General features: G+C 53.4%; 14 protein-coding genes and 1 other annotated feature. Of the genes, 5 read left to right on the plus strand and 9 right to left on the minus strand.

Going from position 1 to position 16,499, the window contains the following annotated elements; all coding sequences use genetic code 11:
- Positions 1-24: 24 nt before the first annotated feature.
- Positions 25-300: a helix-turn-helix domain-containing protein gene (locus tag FD28_RS00440; RefSeq protein WP_057731605.1), complete on the minus strand. Its 276-nt coding sequence runs from the start codon at positions 298-300 to the stop codon at positions 25-27.
- 139 nt (positions 301-439) lie between these two features.
- The gene (gene yeiL / locus FD28_RS00445) at positions 440-1,135 is read right to left on the minus strand and encodes a transcriptional regulator YeiL (RefSeq protein WP_057731409.1); all 696 of its coding nucleotides are present in this window, start codon (positions 1,133-1,135) and stop codon (positions 440-442) included.
- 108 nt (positions 1,136-1,243) lie between these two features.
- On the opposite strand from yeiL, the gene rihB reads away from it, so the two are divergent.
- Entirely contained in the window at positions 1,244-2,173 is a 930-nt protein-coding gene (gene rihB / locus FD28_RS00450) for a ribosylpyrimidine nucleosidase (protein ID WP_057731412.1), read from the plus strand.
- A 150-nt stretch (positions 2,174-2,323) separates the two neighbouring features.
- A complete protein-coding gene (locus FD28_RS00455) occupies positions 2,324-3,556 on the plus strand; it encodes a NupC/NupG family nucleoside CNT transporter (RefSeq protein WP_057731414.1) in 1,233 nt (410 codons plus the stop codon).
- Positions 3,557-3,821: 265 nt separating this feature from the next.
- Here the strand turns inward: FD28_RS00455 and FD28_RS13295 are convergent, their stop codons facing one another.
- Positions 3,822-4,010 carry a hypothetical protein gene (locus FD28_RS13295; RefSeq protein ID WP_057731417.1) on the minus strand — a complete coding sequence of 63 codons (189 nt, stop codon included), beginning with the start codon at positions 4,008-4,010 and terminating at the stop codon, positions 3,822-3,824.
- A gap of 129 nt (positions 4,011-4,139) precedes the next feature.
- Positions 4,140-4,432: a binding site (T-box leader), on the plus strand.
- A 76-nt stretch (positions 4,433-4,508) separates the two neighbouring features.
- On the opposite strand from FD28_RS13295, the gene FD28_RS00465 reads away from it, so the two are divergent.
- Together FD28_RS00465 and FD28_RS00470 are read left to right on the plus strand one after the other, a co-directional pair.
- The gene (locus FD28_RS00465) at positions 4,509-6,110 is read left to right on the plus strand and encodes a peptide ABC transporter substrate-binding protein (protein WP_057731419.1); all 1,602 of its coding nucleotides are present in this window, start codon (positions 4,509-4,511) and stop codon (positions 6,108-6,110) included.
- Between the two features lie 707 nt (positions 6,111-6,817).
- The gene (locus FD28_RS00470) at positions 6,818-8,002 is read left to right on the plus strand and encodes a metal-dependent hydrolase family protein (protein ID WP_057731423.1); all 1,185 of its coding nucleotides are present in this window, start codon (positions 6,818-6,820) and stop codon (positions 8,000-8,002) included.
- Between the two features lie 343 nt (positions 8,003-8,345).
- Here FD28_RS00470 and FD28_RS00475 read toward each other — a convergent pair whose 3' ends face one another.
- From FD28_RS00475 to FD28_RS00485, 3 genes are read right to left on the minus strand one after another with little or no spacing between them, the layout of a single operon-like run.
- Positions 8,346-9,734: a sugar porter family MFS transporter gene (locus tag FD28_RS00475; protein ID WP_057731425.1), complete on the minus strand. Its 1,389-nt coding sequence runs from the start codon at positions 9,732-9,734 to the stop codon at positions 8,346-8,348.
- A gap of 38 nt (positions 9,735-9,772) precedes the next feature.
- Positions 9,773-10,792, minus strand: a complete 1,020-nt coding sequence (locus FD28_RS00480; RefSeq protein ID WP_057731428.1) for an aldose epimerase family protein — start codon at positions 10,790-10,792, stop codon at positions 9,773-9,775.
- Positions 10,793-10,795: 3 nt separating this feature from the next.
- Positions 10,796-14,098, minus strand: a complete 3,303-nt coding sequence (locus FD28_RS00485) for a DUF5107 domain-containing protein (protein WP_057731430.1) — start codon at positions 14,096-14,098, stop codon at positions 10,796-10,798.
- A gap of 157 nt (positions 14,099-14,255) precedes the next feature.
- On the opposite strand from FD28_RS00485, the gene FD28_RS00490 reads away from it, so the two are divergent.
- Positions 14,256-15,137 (plus strand): AraC family transcriptional regulator, encoded by an 882-nt coding sequence (locus FD28_RS00490; RefSeq protein WP_235806815.1) that lies wholly within the window; start codon positions 14,256-14,258, stop codon positions 15,135-15,137.
- Positions 15,138-15,229: 92 nt separating this feature from the next.
- Here FD28_RS00490 and rpsR read toward each other — a convergent pair whose 3' ends face one another.
- Genes rpsR through rpsF form a run of 3 tightly spaced genes read right to left on the minus strand, consistent with a single transcriptional unit; the run spans position 15,230 to position 16,399 of the window.
- Entirely contained in the window at positions 15,230-15,466 is a 237-nt protein-coding gene (gene rpsR, locus FD28_RS00495; RefSeq protein ID WP_011666824.1) for a 30S ribosomal protein S18, read from the minus strand.
- A 28-nt stretch (positions 15,467-15,494) separates the two neighbouring features.
- Positions 15,495-16,061: a single-stranded DNA-binding protein gene (gene ssb / locus FD28_RS00500; RefSeq protein WP_057731436.1), complete on the minus strand. Its 567-nt coding sequence runs from the start codon at positions 16,059-16,061 to the stop codon at positions 15,495-15,497.
- A 41-nt stretch (positions 16,062-16,102) separates the two neighbouring features.
- Positions 16,103-16,399 carry a 30S ribosomal protein S6 gene (gene rpsF, locus FD28_RS00505; RefSeq protein WP_057731439.1) on the minus strand — a complete coding sequence of 99 codons (297 nt, stop codon included), beginning with the start codon at positions 16,397-16,399 and terminating at the stop codon, positions 16,103-16,105.
- Positions 16,400-16,499 lie beyond the last annotated feature (100 nt).

The raw sequence follows: 16,499 nt of genomic DNA on the forward strand, positions 1-16,499 counted from the left end.
TTTCTATCTCACTTCGTTCTCGGCTCACACAAATTGTATCCGTAATTGCTTGTGCGTCTTCTGCGCAATATCTGCCAAAGTCTTGTTGCTAGCCGTCACTGCACCTGCCTCAATTCGGGCAATGGTCGACTGTGGCTTCCCCACCAATTCCGCAAATGCGCGTTGAGACAGGCCTAAGTTCGTGCGCAATTGTCTGACAGCCACGGCAATTTCTAAATCAATCTCCGCCTGATCATAGGCCTGGGCAAACTCTGGACTCGCTGCTTGTCTTCCTTGGATATAATCATCTACACGCTTCAGGGTCATTACCGATCATCCTTCCTACTTAGAGGTTTTCAGCCATGATAGCATAAGCGCCATCAATTATCATTTATATTCATCCTTAAAAACTATATGACATTACGCCTAAAAGCCCCGAGCACACCGCCCAGGGCTTTTCCTATTCACGCTCAGCCGTCGTCGGCGCCCAATCCACTTCACGGGCCAATCGTGCCAGCACATCCGGGCGTTGCACCAGATAGTGGTGGCCGACCTTTTCCAGAACGCCCTGTTTAACAAAATCCGCCAACACATACAACAGATGTCGATATGACACACCCAGGTACTGCGCGACCTGGGTGTGTTTTTCTTCATACACATCGTTATTGGCCGTTAATAAGATAAAACCAGCTAGTCGCTGTGACAAGGTAAACGCTTGATTCTGCGAGAACGTCTTGATATTTCGGGTGTTCTTCCGTCCCAGGTACTGGCACACCCGCCGCAAGAAGGTGGTGTCTCGCAACAACTGCTCACGATAGGTCGCCATCGGCAAGGCCAGGCACCAGCAATCCTCAATCGCCTGCACCGTGAACGAGGGGCTCTCCGGGTCAAGTAGCTCCATCTCCCCAATAAAACAGGGCGGCGTAAAGAAGTCGATCAACGCCACCTTGCCATTGGCCAGCGTGTCGTAAAGTTTGGTCTTGCCCTTCACCAGGTAAAGCAGGTCACGCGGCCGATCCGGTGCCCGCACGATGATGCTTTTCGCCGGAAACAAGTAGAGTTGGGCGGCCTGCACCACATCAAAGGAAAACTGATGGTCATAGCCCCACTCGGCGATGAACTGCCGTTTTAAGTCATCATTTTGAATCAATCGCACATTAAGTCACTCCCAGTATGAGAAATCTCATACTTACCTTAGCAGTGGGCTCGCTATAATGCAATCAGTAAGTAAGGGCTTACATCTAACTTAGGAGGTTTCACAAAAATGACGAAACGTAAAATTATTCTCGACTGTGACCCAGGACATGATGACGCGATTGCCATGCTGATGGCGAACGCCCATCCCGACATCGACCTACTCGGCATCACCATTGTCGCCGGAAATCAGACCTTGAAGAAGACGGTCCATAACGGCCTCAACGTGGCCCAACTGCTAGACATCGACGCCAAGATCTACCCGGGAATGCCTCAACCCCTGGTTCGCGAACAAGTCGTTGCGGGTAACGTCCACGGCAAGACCGGCTTGGACGGCCCCGTCTTTCCAGAACTGCACCGGACGGCCGAAAAGGAAAATGGCGTGCGTTTCATTATCGACACGCTCATGGCCAGTGACGGCGACATCACCCTGGTGCCCACTGGTCCGCTGACCAACATTGCTACGGCCATGCGTATGGAACCCCTGATTATTCCGAAGATTAAGGAAATTGTCTTAATGGGTGGGGCATACGGTACCGGGAACTTCACGCCTTCCGCCGAATTTAACATCTTTGCCGATCCCGAAGCCGCTCACGTGGTCTTCAAATCCGGCGCCCCAATCGTCATGATGGGGTTGGATCTGACCAACCAAACCATTTGCACGCCCGACATCATCGAACGGATGGAGGCCGTGGGCAACAAGGCGGGTAAACTCTTCGGCGACCTCTTACGCTTCACGCTGAAGACCCAATTTGAAGAGTTTGGCCTGGCCGCTGGTCCCATCCACGATGCCACCACGATTGGTTACCTGATTAACCCCGACCTCTTCGACATGCAGGACATGTTTGTGGAAGTCGACATCAACCGCGGCCCTTCGTACGGCCGGACGGTCTGCGACGAGAACGCCGTCTTGGGCAAACCCGCCAACGCCAAGGTTGGTAAGGGCATCGACGTAGCTGGATTCTTCGACCTCGTTGAACAGTGTATCCGCACCTACTAATCATATAGACGCCAGGACAGTGTGCCACTCGAGGTAGACTGCCCTTTTGTCCCCAACTGCGCGCCACTACTTTAATCATGGCCGGACGCAAGCTGTAACGACCACCATTAACGCGTGCCAATATTACGAAAGATAAAGAGGTTATGTCCCATGTACTTAGCGATTAATGCCGTGGGGGTGGTGGTCTTTCTGGCCATTGGCTTCCTGTTCTCTAAAAATAAGCACCATATTCACTGGCGCTCCATCGGGATCATGCTGGTCTTGAACCTGGTCCTCGCCTGGTTCTTCACGAGCTTTAGTGTCGGCCAAGACGCCGTGAAGGCCGCAGCTGATGGGTTTAACTGGCTGGTGGAGGTCTCCTACCAAGGGATTGTCTTCGCCCTGCCGAACTGGGTCACCCCGGCATTTGGCGGGACTGCCGGCTCCATGAACTTCATTACCAGTGCGCTGCTCCCCGTTTTGATGATCGTGCCCCTCTTTGATATTCTGACCTACATTGGCGTCTTGCCCTGGATTATCAAATGGATCGGCCGCGGCCTGTCTTTCATCACGGGCCAACCCCGGTTCGAGTCCTTCTTTGCCGTTGAAATGATGTTTCTGGGGAATACCGAAGTTCTGGCAATTTCTGGAATCCAGCTACGACAAATGCGGGCCGAGCGCAACCTGACGTTAGCCATGATGTCCATGAGCTGCGTCACCGCCTCCATCCTGGGCGCTTACACGCAGATGGTCCCCGGCCAGTTTGTCCTGACCGCCGTGCCCATCAACGTGATTAACGCCATCATTGTGACCAACCTGTTGAACCCCGTTCAGGTCGCCCCCGCAGAGGACACGATCGCCAAGGTTGGCGCCGAGGGCCAGGACAGCGACGGCAAACGCGAACCGTTCTTCTCATTTCTGGGAGACTCGATTCTCACGGCCGGACGGTTGACGTTAATTATCGTTGCCAACGTCATCGCCTTCGTGGCCCTCGCCGCACTGGCCGACAAGCTGCTGGCCCTGATCTGGAAGCCCCTCTCACTCGAAAGTATCCTAGGCGTTATCATGTTTCCGTTTGCCTGGTTGCTGGGATTCCCGGTTCACCAAGCCTGGCTCCTGTCCCAAGACATGGGACTCAAGCTGGTCACCAATGAATTCGTGGTTATGGGTAAGGTGGCCGGTAGCGTGATTAACGGCTACACCCCCCACTTGCGGGCCGTACTGACGGTCTTCCTGACGTCGTTTGCCAATTTCGGGACGACGGGGATGATTATTGGGGCCTTCAAGGGCCTCGTCGATAAAGAAAAGAATGATCTAATTGCCAAAAACGTGGGCTACATGCTGCTGTCGGGGATTCTGGTATCCCTGCTATCAGCCGGTATCGTCGGCCTGTTCGTGTGGTAAGACTTAAAATGGTTGCCGTTTTTCAATGGCGACCATTTTTATTTTGGCATCATAACCTCACGGACAGTATCCACGACCTGCCGCATTTATCCGTGAAGCGTCCCGTATTGAAGAAACGCTTCGAAGTGTTTCCCAGCAGACTAAATGTTTCATGTGAAACATCCGTGACCGCTGTTTTAGCGACCCGAGAAGGTCCTTAGATGATGTATAAGAGAATGATTTCAACAAATTCAACAACTGCTCGTGCAGATGGTGCACCAATGACCTACAGTGTCAGCGTCGACCTGTCAAAGGTGAATACCAAGGTCGCCGGCACCTCCCCCGTGACGCCAACGGCCACTACATTACCGCCAATAAGAAACTCGTCATCGCCAATTCTTAAACGAAACACCTCGTCACCACTCGCTTTTTTGCGGGTGGTAATTTTTTTATTTTCCGGGACACCAATGGCCACGGAACGCACGAGAATCCTGCGATTCCCGCATCCCCCAGTCGGCCACCCGTTCGCCACTTTTTAAAATTTCGCGTTGACTTTCCTATTTTCCGTGCTAAACTAGCAATTATTAACAATTGATTAGAAAATTAAAAAGTGATGATGAAGTCCAGTAGCGCAGGCTATCCCTTGTTAGCGAACCCGGTTTAGTGCAAGCGGGTCAAGGTCGCCAGCGCGAACATCCCTTCGGAGCTGTTTGCTGAAATTAAAGTAAGTCTATACCGGTAGCAACCGTTATCAATGCAGTGAATCGCGAGTGTGGTTCGATTTCCCAGTAGATCCTAGACTCTGGGAACGTGCCTCTAGGAAGCTCGCCGTTCATGGATAGTGCTACTTTTTGAGTAGCAAAAATAAGGTGGTACCGTGCAGACTGCGCCCTTACGGAGAGTTTTTTCCGTAAGGGCGCTTTTTTTCGTTTCAGCGGTCATCTAATCAATTGATAGTCTAGGAGGTTTTTCTATGAAACATCTTGCTTTAACCGCGCCGTTAGTCCTACTCTTACTCGTCACCCTGAGTGGCTGCGGCAGCGCTGCCGGTAACACCACTAAGAATCGTACCCTCAACGTCACCCTGCCCAGCGAACCGGCCACGGCCGATCCCAACAAATCGACCGACACCAACAGCGGCAGCGTGATCGCCCAAACCATGGAGGGCCTTTACACCTATGACCAGAACGGCAAGATCGTTGCCGGTGTCGCCACGAAGCTGGTTAAGCCCACCAACAACGGTAAGACCTACACCTTTAACCTCCGGCAGAATGCCAAATGGGCGAATGGTCAGGCCGTCACCGCTCAAGATTTCGTCACGTCCCTGCGCCGCTGGGTCGATCCCAAGACCAAGGCACAATACGCCAATAAGCTTTCCGCCATCAAGGGCTACGCCGCCATCCAGAATGGTAAGGCCGCCCCGTCCACCCTCGGTGTCAAAGCCCTCAGCACAACCAAGCTTCAGATCACACTGAGTCAGGCCGTGCCCTACTTCGACGACCTCGTTTCCGACTACTATCCGTTAAACACCGCGACCGTGAAGAAATACGGCCAGAAATACGGGACCAACGCCACTAAGACCATGAGTAACGGTGCCTACAAGCTCGTCGGTTGGACGGGCAGTAATTCCTCATGGACCTACGTTAAGAACCCCCACTATTGGAACGCCAAGCACGTGAAGATCAAGCAGGTGAAGGTCAACGTGACCAAGGATGACAGCACGGCCGCCAACCTCTTCAAGAGCGGTAAGATCCAGGAAACCACCGTCAGTGGCCAGTACGTCCGCGCCAACGCCAACAATCAGGAGCTCCACAAAACCTTGCAGGGGCGGCTCCAGTACCTCTACGTGAACAGTCAGAAGACGGCCACCAATTCCGAGGATCTCCGGCAGGCTATCTCCTACGTCACCAATCGGGAAACGCTCACCAGCAAGGTCCTCCAGGATGGCTCCAAGCCCGCGCTCAATGCGGTTCCTCGTGGGGATCAGGCCAACCCGAAGACCGGCGAAGACATGGCGACCCAATTGGGGAACCTCTTACCGACCGACGTCGCCAAGGCCAAAACCTACTGGGCCAAGTATTTAAAAGCCACCGGTAAGACCAAGGTCACCCTAAACTTACTGACCGATGACACCGACGATGACAAACACGTCGGCGCCTACCTTCAATCCGTGATGGAAAAGAACTTCAAGGGACTGACGGTTACCACCACGTCGATCCCCCACGCCCAACATGTCGCCCGCGACTTTGCCGGCACCTTTGAACTCAACTTAACCGGCTGGTCCACCAACCTGCTGGACGCCTCGGACTTCTTGAACCTCGCCGCCAAGGGCAACACGGTTAACTTCACCGGTTGGAATGACGACACCTTCAACACACTCCTCACCAAGGCTGGCACCCAGACCGGACTGACCCGTTACAACACCCTGATGGACGCCAACCAACGCCTCATGGCGGTCAAGGGCTACATCCCCCTGTACCAGCCATCCCAAGCCAAGCTGGTCAGCAAGGACGTCGGCGGCTTAAAGGATACGCTGCTGCACGCGGCACAGTATAAGTATGGGTACTGGAAATAGAGTGCGGAGCTAGCCGGTTAGATTCTGAGCATTAACGTCATTAAGTGCCCGCTCGGTGGAACCGAGCCGGTGCTTAATGGGGTTAAGCGCAGGAATCTGGCTAGCGGAGCACGTTTCAGAAGCCGCATATTTCCGGATATAACGGCGAGAGAAAGACTAATGCCTTAAACAAATATTGCAACAATCACGCCACATCCGGCAGGAGTCACTTAACTTGCTAAGCGCGGGGATCTGCCTTGTGGCGCACGTTTCGAAAGCCGCATATTTCCGGATATGACGGCGAGAGAAAGACTAACGTACTAAGTCAGAAGATGTGTTAAAACTCAGAACCGAGCCGGTGCTTAATGGAGTTAAGCGCAGTAATCTGGCTACCGGAGCACGTTTCAGAAGCCGCATGTTTCCGGATATAACGGCAAGAGACTACCTAACACCCCGAGCCAAAATTCACTTCAAGTTCTCGCGCCACCACAGAAGGTGATTCCCCAATTCTCTAACGCAATGACACCTTTTCCCATGAACCATCCAAGCCGCCCGTGCTCACCTCGCCGCTTCACGATCACCCGCCGACATCCTCAAATGTTTCTCCCGGTGACTGTATTCCGGTCGAGGCGCTGCCTGTGCGGCGTTTCATCAGAAGAGCCATTATCAAATGATTTCTAGCTTAACGACACATAACCAAAAATCACACCCATTCAGGAGGTATTTTTATGACCAAAACCACTTTCTTTAATTTCACCTTATTCGATGGTACCAACGACCAGAATCAAGCCGATGCCTGGTTCACCGTCGATGACGCTTCCGGCAAATTGATCGACCGTGGGCAGGGCACGCCCGCAACCGCCGACACCCGTGTCGACCTCAAGGGCCAATACGTCATGCCCGGATTCATGAACGTCCACGTTCACGTGACGGCCGACACCCAGGCACTTCAGGGCAAAGAACACGCCGAGGCTGAAGCGGGCGTCCTGGCTTTTACCAATCTGCAAACCCTACTCAAGTCCGGGGTTACCTACGTCCGCGGCTGTGGGACCGACTACGACGCCGACGTGAAACTCAAGAAACTACAACGAGCCGGGCAGCTCCCCCACACGCCCCACATGTTAACCTCCGGCAGGGCCTTTTCCATGACCGGGGGCCACGGGGACTCTCCTCACGGCGGGCACGCCGTCGACTCCCCCGATGAAATGCGTAAGGCCGTGCGAACCGCCTTTAAGAATGGCGCCGAAAGCATCAAGGTCATGGCAACCGGGGGCGTCATGACGCCCAATGATTTCATGGAAGACGCCCAGCTCTCCGTGGCGGAAATGCACGTCGCCGTTGAAGAGGCCCATCACAAGCGTCGCGTGGTGGCGGCCCATGCTGAGGGCAACCCGGGCATCCAAAACGCCCTCGATGCCGGTGTCGATTCCGTAGAACACGGCTTTTACGTCACCGAGGATGAGGCCAAGCAGATGGTGAAACAGGGCACCTACCTCACACCAACGTTGATCGCCGAATGGGTCATCCCCGAACAGGGTCACGGTGTGCTTCCTGACTGGGAGGTCAAGAAGGCCGCCGATGCCCTAGATGACACCTACGTCAACATGCGCCGTGCCTTCAAGCTGGGCGTAAAGTTCACCTGTGGGACCGATGCCGGAACACCCTTCAACGGCTTTGATCTGACGCCGAATGAGTTTGGCCTCCTGACCAAACTGGGCATGACCCCGGCCCAGGCCTACCAGTGTTCGACCTTAAATTCCGCCGCACTGATGGGCGTGGACCAGGAATACGGGACGCTTGAGGTCGGTAAATTCGCCGATTTCCAGGTTCTCAAAGCCGATCCCCTCACCGATACCGCCGCCGTGGTTCAGGCCGACAAGCAGGTCTACCTGGGTGGTCACCGGGAATTTTAACCATACTTAAAAAGCAATGCCCACGCACGGGATCCGACCCCTGGTGCGTGGGCATTGCTTTTGTGGCTTTCGGTTTTATATTTCGGTAATCAGTTCCCTAAAATTTATTTCTTTATATTAACGGTTTACCGTTTGACATTATTTCATATTCCGTTAAACTGAGGAGAACTTCCTCAGTTTCGCCAAGTTATCACAACTAGCTCACCCGAATGAACCCTTAAAGACACGGTCACCGCCCTTTTATTTCACTTCTAAACCAGCAAAAGAGCATGTCCGAACTTCCATAACGGTCGTCCAAACACGCTCCCAATTCGCTAATTTCTAACCACGGCTACAACATGCCTTACTCCTTAGCCGTTTCGACAGATCCTTCACTCTTTTGACGCCAGTACATTTCGATCTCTTCCAGAGACTTCCCTTTGGTTTCCGGCACCTTCCGCCAGATGAAGATGGCCGCAATCATGGTCACCGCCACGTAGAGCATGAAGGTCCAGCCTTCCCCAATATTCTTAGTCAGAATTGGGAAGGTGTAGCTCAGGGTAAAGTCACTCAGCCAGAGAATCAGGGTACAGATGGACATGGCCCGCCCACGGATCTTCGATGGGAAGATTTCGGAAAGCATGATCCAGGTCACCGGTGCCAGGGAAATGGCATAAGAGGCGATCGCTAACAGGATGAAGGTCAGCGTCACGGCGCCCGGTGCCTGTATGAAGAAGCAGACTGCCACCACGAGCAGACACAGGGACATGGCAAATGATCCCCAACCTAGCAACGCTTTTCGACCAACCTTGTCGACTAATCCCAGGGAAACTACCGTGATGACCATGTTGATAACCCCAATCGAGACGGTGGCCATGAAGGCCCCGTTTTGACCGAAGCCGGCACCCTTAAAGATTTCCGGCGCATAGTACATGATGGCGTTACTTCCGGAAAATTGCTGGAAGATGGCCAGCAATACCCCGATCATCAAGACGGGTAACCACGTCTTACTGAACAGGTCGCGGAAGGAGGTATCGTCCACAATCTTTTCGGAGGCCACGATGTCGTCTAATTGGGTTTGCGCTGCGGTGTCATCCCCCTCAACGCGCTTCAGAACAGCGAGCGCCGCGTCCTTGTGACCATGTTGTTGCAGCCACCGCGGACTCTCACCGGCGGGAATTAAGGCCAACAGGAACAGAACGGAAGGCAGGACCCCAACGCCCATCATCCAGCGCCACCCAGTGGACACGTTCCACGCCTGGGTTGACCCAGAAACAATGGCGGCGTTGACGAAGTAGACCACGAAGATCCCAATGGTAATCGCCAGTTGGTTCACCGTAACCAGCTTCCCACGGACATCCGCGGGCGCCATTTCGGCAATGTACAGTGGCGTAATCAGAGACGTTAACCCAATGCCAATTCCGGCTAGAATCCGCCAAATGACGAGCGTGGTATAACTCCCCGCCAGACCGGCACCTAGTGAGGAACCGGCGAAGATGATGGCGGACAGCACCAGGATCTTTTTCCGACCAAATTTGTCACTCAAGACCCCGGCAATCGTGACTCCAATGGCACAGCCAATTAGGATACACGAGGTGACCCAGCCAACCGCCGCACTGCTGAGCGCGAACTTGATCTGTAGAAACCCCACGGCTCCGGAGATCACGGCGGTATCGTACCCGAATAACAGACCGCCTAACGCCGCCGCACAAGAAATTAAGATCACGTAGGAACTTATCTTTTTCTTTTTCATTTTTTATTTCTCCAATCCATGATGTGGACTTGCCCAGCCTAGAAATCGAAGTGCCAACTGGTCTGACGGACAAAGTGCTCGTTAGGCATCAGAATCAACGGCGTCAGGTCGCTGCTCTCCTGGGGCGCCACCTGTGCCTCGAACGCCACACCGGCGTACTGGCCAATCTGGCGCGTCACTCCCGGTGTATGGGCAAAGTGGTTGGCCGTGTAGACCACCACGGCCGGGGCCGTCGTGCGCAGCTGCATCACCCGGTTCTTCAGGGGCGACGTCAGCGTGACCGCGGGCGCCCGACCACTGAGCATAAAGGGATGGTTCAACCCCCGTTCCGCGCGAATTTCCGGATCATTTCCGTCCAGGACGTTACCGAGCCGTTGCCCGCGGCGAAAATCAAACACCGTCCCCGCAACCGCCGCACGGCCTCGGTAAGGCAGACTTTCCGCGTCGAGGGGCAGGTAATAGTCACTGGCCAGCTTCAAATGCTGTTCCTTCACGGTCGTTTCCGGACCATCCAGATTAAAGTAAACGTGATTGGTCGGGTTGAAGACCGTCATCTGATCCGTAACCGCCTGAATGCGGTAGGTTAACTGATTCTGGTTGTCTAGTTCGTAGGTCACCCGCAGCTTCAGGTTGCCCGGATAACCGTTGGCCCCATCTGGATCGACCAGCGTAAAGGTGACCCGCACACTGCGGTCACCGATTTCCGGTTGAAAGCTAAAGACCTGCGTATCCGTTCCCTGACCCCCGTGGGCGTGATTCTTGCCGTCATTCAAAGGAAGCTGTAATCGGCGTTCGCCCAGCTGCCACTGGCCGCGCCGCACGCGGCCGACGATACGGCCAACCGTACCGCCCAGAAAATTGCGTTCCCGTGCATAATCGGCCGGCGTGGCCAACGACAGAATGACATTCTCCAGACCTTGATCGCTGGGCAACAAGATCTTCTCCAAGGTTGCGCCGTAGTTCAGTAACTTCACCTGCATTCCCTGATCATTGGTCAGTGTCAGTTCACAGTAGTCTTTACCGGCCTGATGGTCGTATTTCGTTACCGTAATATCCATGGCCTAGACCTCGGGTTTCACAAAGTTGGCGTGCCGCAGAACCCCTTGGTGGTGATTATTGATGGCTAAGGCCCGGTCAAAGAAGGTCTGCGCCTTGGCCGTCTGGTTCAAGCCCAGGTAGCCCAGTGCCATCAGGTAATCACAGTGAACGGAATTCTTGGCTTGATAGTCATCGTCAAATAGCAACGCATCTGGCAACGAAACCGCGAAGTAATCCAATTTGAAGTGATTAAAGAGGTGCTGCTCACCGAAGTTAATTAGCTTGTAATACCGCGCCTTAGCGGCATCTTTGCGACCCAACTGTTCATCCGCTAAGGCCTGATAGAAGATGGTATCGGCGGGTTGGTCGTTGTAGTACATCATATCGGTCGGTTCGCTCAGACCCTTCGTTGCGGCCGCAAAGTGCGCCTGGGCCTGCGTTTCGTCTCCCTTAGCGCGATAGGCCAGCCCCAGGTAAAAGTCGATGACATTGTTCACGGCAATCGGCAACTTACCTTCACCCAAGCTCCGGGGATAAACCAGCGCTTGTTTCAGTTTGTCGATGGCGGCGTCCGGAACCTGCTGTTTCAAGTCCTGCTTGGCCAGCTCAACCAACGCGTATTCATACTGCGTGCTGACCTTGCCTTCGCCACCCTCCCAAGGATGGAAGATGTGTGCCATGATATCATCGTAGGCTTCCTGATAACGCCCCGTCTCATTGAGTAACGTCACCAGTAAGACGTAGCTGTCATCCCGTTGCTTGACCAGGTCGAAATGATCTTCCAGGAACTTCAGCCGATCAGCCAGTGGTGCGTTTAACTTCTCGTGCAGGGTCGCCAGCTCGAAGACCAAGCGACTGTTCTGCGGATCAAGTCTGAACGCCGTGGTCAGTTCGGTCAGGGCCTTGTCGGGATCGTGTTGGCGGTTAAAGTAGGCAATCGACAGGTTCCGGTGCGCCATCGCGTAGTCCGGCGTAACCTGCGTACAGTGTTCCCACAGTTGCGTTGCGGTCGCGTAGACTTGCCGGTCATAGAAGAAGTTGCCCAGGTAGTAGGCCGCTAACCCGTCATCGGGATAGGTCGCACAGATGTACTGGAGTACGAGCACGTCACCCAACCGGTTCGGGAAGACGTAATCCGGCGAGGCTTGGGCCCCCGCTGCGGCGTATTCGGCAGCGTCCGTTGGCCGACCCAATTTAGCCGCTAAGTAGGCCTGATAGTAGCTCTTTAGGGGATGCGTGCCGGAGTAGTGGCTGATGATCGCCAACGCATCGGCATAGGCACCACTGCGCATATAAGGTTCGGCCAAGGCCAAATAGTTATTGAGTTTACTATTGAGTGCGGCCGCCAATTGGGCTGTCGTTGTGTCGTTCGTATCCAAGCGGTAGGCCTCGTAGCGGTTGGCCAAGTCGATGTGGTCTAAGCGCGTGTTCTCCGCCACTAAGCGCCGGGCATCGTCCGTTCGGTTAAGCTGCCGTAACAGACTAACCTTTAACGCGCGGGCCCCCATGTCGTGCGCACTGGTAATCAGCGCCTGATTGACAAATTTCAGCGCCGCCTGCAGGTCACCCTGACTGGTCTTAAATTGGGCCAAGGCCAGGAAGGCCACCGCCTGCGTCTCATGCGACCAGGTCGCCTTGAAGAAGTGATCGTACGCCGCGTGGTCCTTCCCCTGCATCCGTAGACTCAGGCCCAAGTGATAGTGCGCGGCCCCACTGACTGGATTGGTATTGTGGGCCGTTTGGCGCTTGATGGCCTTTTCAAAGTAGGGTTGGCTTTCCGCAAATTGCCCGCGCCGATACAGGAGCAGGCCGTAAGCGTCATTGATTCGGTAATCACCGGGATCGCGTTTTAACCCTTCTAAGTAGTAGTCGATTGGCCGGTAAGTGGCGTGCCGGTATTGTTCCAGGTGTTGGCCGGCTAAGTAAAGTTCATCGTTGGTTTGGAGTTTCTCTGGTGCGGCAATTTCCTTAGCCGCGTCCGGAATCTGTTCAACCTCGTCCTTGGCGGGTTGATAGCTGACCAGCACGCGCCCACTAGCCGTCGTCACTTCAAGGCGGAAGTCGTGATCGGCCCCCGCCGGATTGGCGTAGGTCTTAGCAAACGTTTCGGTCGGACTCAGTGTCTGGACTTCATCGGCAAGCACCTCGCCGTTGTGTAACAGTTTAATATGGGCATCCTTGAAGACGGCCGTCGCATAGGCTTTAACCCGCAGTTCATCGTCCTCCCGTTCCAGGTTAACGGCGGCATCAATCGTGGCGTTCTTCACGGCCCCGACGTTCTTGTAAGGCATGAAGTATTCCGTCGATGACTTTTCTTCGTGCGGCTGTAGCCAGGTGAAGTCGGGTTGGTTGTCGGTAAACGTCCCGACCATGAGCTCAATGTAGGGGCCGTCATTGTCGGTCAATTGGTGATCCCAGGATTTTCCAAAGTCCCCGTTCCCCCAGGTCCACTGCTTCTTCCCCGGCGAAGTGTGGTGATCGGCCACGTGGAGCAAGCCGGCGTTCTTCTGGTGATCGTAGTTCCCCAAGAAGTCGTATTCCGAGTGCGCCGCCATGTAGGAGGTTGGCACCGGCACGTTCTTATACCGCGAAATATCCACGCCAGCGGAGTAATCGACCTTGTAATATTCACCCGTCGCGATAGGGAAGGTCGAGACGGCCCGCTTCCCGTGGTCAAACACCGCGTTAACATCGGGTGGGAAGATGGACTGCGTGTGATCATTAACGGGAACCGCCGGATTGGCCCACCACAGGAAGGTCTGCGGTAGATCCGTGGGGTTCTTGAAGTGCTCGTTGAGTTCCAGGTAGGATTTGTCGGCGTACATCGTGAATCCGACCGAAATCTTGGTGCCGTACATCCGGTCAATGTCACTCATCCACAACGTTTTAGACCCATCATCATGGTTTTCCAACTGATATTCGATGGGCAAGAAGGTGTCTGGGCGGTGATGTTGCGGCCAGTTAAACTCAATCCCACCGGAGATCCAGGAGCCCGTCAGCCCCACCAACGCCGGTTTAATCACGTGATTGTAGTAAACGAAGTCATAGTTGTTGGTCTTGTCGAGTGCCCGGTAGATCCGGCCACCCAGTTCCGGTAGAAAGGTCACCTGCAAGTATTGATTTTCTAGAATAATGGCCTGATACGTGTGATCCTGCTTCTCATTAAAAATGCGTTCGGTAACGGGGAAGGGATAGACCTTCCCACTACTGCCTTGATAAACCCGCTTTTCCAAAAACATGGGATTCTTCTCTGGCTGTCCCGTCTGATAAGTTGGAATCGTCAGTTCAGTCTCTGTCAGTGAAACACCCGTAATTGTATTTAACATCCACGATCGTTCCTTTCCTCAAGCTGCCTTAACCATAATATGGAAAGCGCTTTCTTTGAATGCATAAACAGAACGGAAAGATGGATTATCCGCGTTTCAACCTGTATACTCTAAGGTAGTTGATGGTCTTAAGCTTATATGGCTCTAGCGAAGGAGGATGGCGGACGTGCGGCGACTACAGGACTTTGATAATGAATATTTGTTTGTCCTGCCCAAGGACGTCTTGCAGGACTACATCTTTTCCCCGATTATTGCGAACCTTTACGTGACCGATCTGGGATTTTTCCCCAACGCCCAATACCACTACGTTAACCGTGAACAGGGGTCGGCCGGTTGGATCATCATCTTCTGTACGGGCGGCGCGGGCACCGTGAAGGTTGGTGACGCCACCTATCACCTTCACCAATATTCCCTGATCATCATGCCTCCGGGGATCAAACACACCTACTACGCTTCACAGGACGACCCGTGGGATATCTATTGGCTGCATTTTCGCGGCCAACTCGCGGATGAATACGTCAACGTCTCCCCCAACAAAGCCCACTTCATCGAGCAGCTCTCCAGTGAGCAGGTCAACGCCACCATGCGACAGTTCTGGCAAATGATTAAGTCCTTTCTGCCGGGCTTCACCTACAACAGTGTCTTTTACGTCTCGCAGGTGCTCGGGGTCATGCTCGCTACCCTGGCCCTCGGCGACACGGATCAGCAGACCAGCACCCACGGCGGCAGCTACGTGGACGCGGCGATTCATTACATTTATCAGCACATTGACGAGCCGATCAAGCTGGCGGACGTGGCGGATCACTTGGGCATCTCGACCAGCTACCTCAGCCGAAAATTCAAGGAGGTCGTCAACTCCAGTGTGATCGCCTTCATCACGACCATTAAGATGAAACGAGCCAGCCACTATCTGCAATACACCAACGTGCCCATCCAACAGGTTGCCCAACGGCTGGGTTACACGGACAGTTACTACTTCTCACGGGTATTCAAAAAGGAATTTGGCCTGTCACCGCGCCATTTTCGCAACAAATTGTAGCTTAAAGGGGTCCGTCGCATTTTCTCTACGACAGACCCCTCTTAATTTTGGCAAAAAAAAGAACCAACACCAGAGTGTTAGTTCTTAATCGACTACTCTTCGCTAACGAATGGCATTAAGCCCATGATCCGTGAACGCTTGATAGCAATAGTTAACTTACGTTGGTTTTTGGCACTAGTACCAGTTACTCGACGTGGTAAAATCTTACCCCGTTCGGAGATGAACCGACGTAATAAGTCAGTATCCTTGTAATCAATGTATTCGATGTGGTTGGCTGCAATAAAGTCAACCTTACGACGGCGACGGCCGCCACGACGTTGTCCTGCCATGAGAAATTCCCTCCTCGTATTTTAGTGTTTAGAACGGTAAATCATCATCGGAAATGTCAATTGAATCGCCGGTGTTCGCAAACGGATCAGCTGAGTTGTTCCCAGCGTTGTTGCCGTTGTTACTAGGTGCGGGATTCGTGTTTTGCGAAGGGGCGCCCTGAGACGGGTTGCCACTCGTAAATGGATTGTCATTTTGATTCTGATTAGATTGAGGAGCATTATTCGCTGGGTTACCGCCGTAATTTGCGTTACCGCCATTGTTATTCGCGTTTCGAGAACGTGGTTCGAGGAATGAAAAGTCCTCGACAACAACTTCGGTGACATAAACTCGTTGGCCCTGTTGATTTTCGTAGTTCCGGGTCTGGATCCGACCTTCAATTCCAACAAGGGAACCCTTGTGGAAGAAGTTCGCAAAGTTTTCCGCGGACTTGCGCCAGATGACGCAACTGACGAAATCAGCTTCCCGTTCACCAGATTTGTTGGTGAACCGCCGATCAACGGCCAAGGTAAACGTGGCAACAGCAGCACCGCCTTGGGTGTATCGTAAGTCAACATCCCGTGTCAGTCGGCCAGTTAGTACTACTCGGTTGATCATTGCTGAATAACTCCTCTCAAATATATAAGTTTAAAGTCAAATTAGTCTTCGCGCTTAACGATCATGTGACGTAAGATACTGTCATTGATCTTAGCTAAACGGTCAAATTCGTTCAATGCTGCATCGTCATCAGCGTTTAAAGTAATAACGTGGTAGATACCTTCGTTAAAACCGCCAATTTCGTAAGCAAAACGACGCTTGGACCAATCCTTTGAGTCAAGGATGTTGGCACCGTTATCCGTAAGCAGCTTGTCGAAGCGTTCAACCAAAGCGGTCTTTGCGGCATCGTCAAGATCTGGACGAATGATGTAGGTAATTTCGTATTTAGTAGTTTCCATGAATGTTACACCTCCTTATGGACTTCAGGCCCCCACTGCAATGCGGGAGCAAGGAGAGACTCTAGCGAAAGCCAGATACTCACAAGCTAGTAGTATAGCA

Source organism: Levilactobacillus hammesii DSM 16381 (genome assembly GCF_001434395.1).
GTDB lineage: Bacteria > Bacillota > Bacilli > Lactobacillales > Lactobacillaceae > Levilactobacillus > Levilactobacillus hammesii.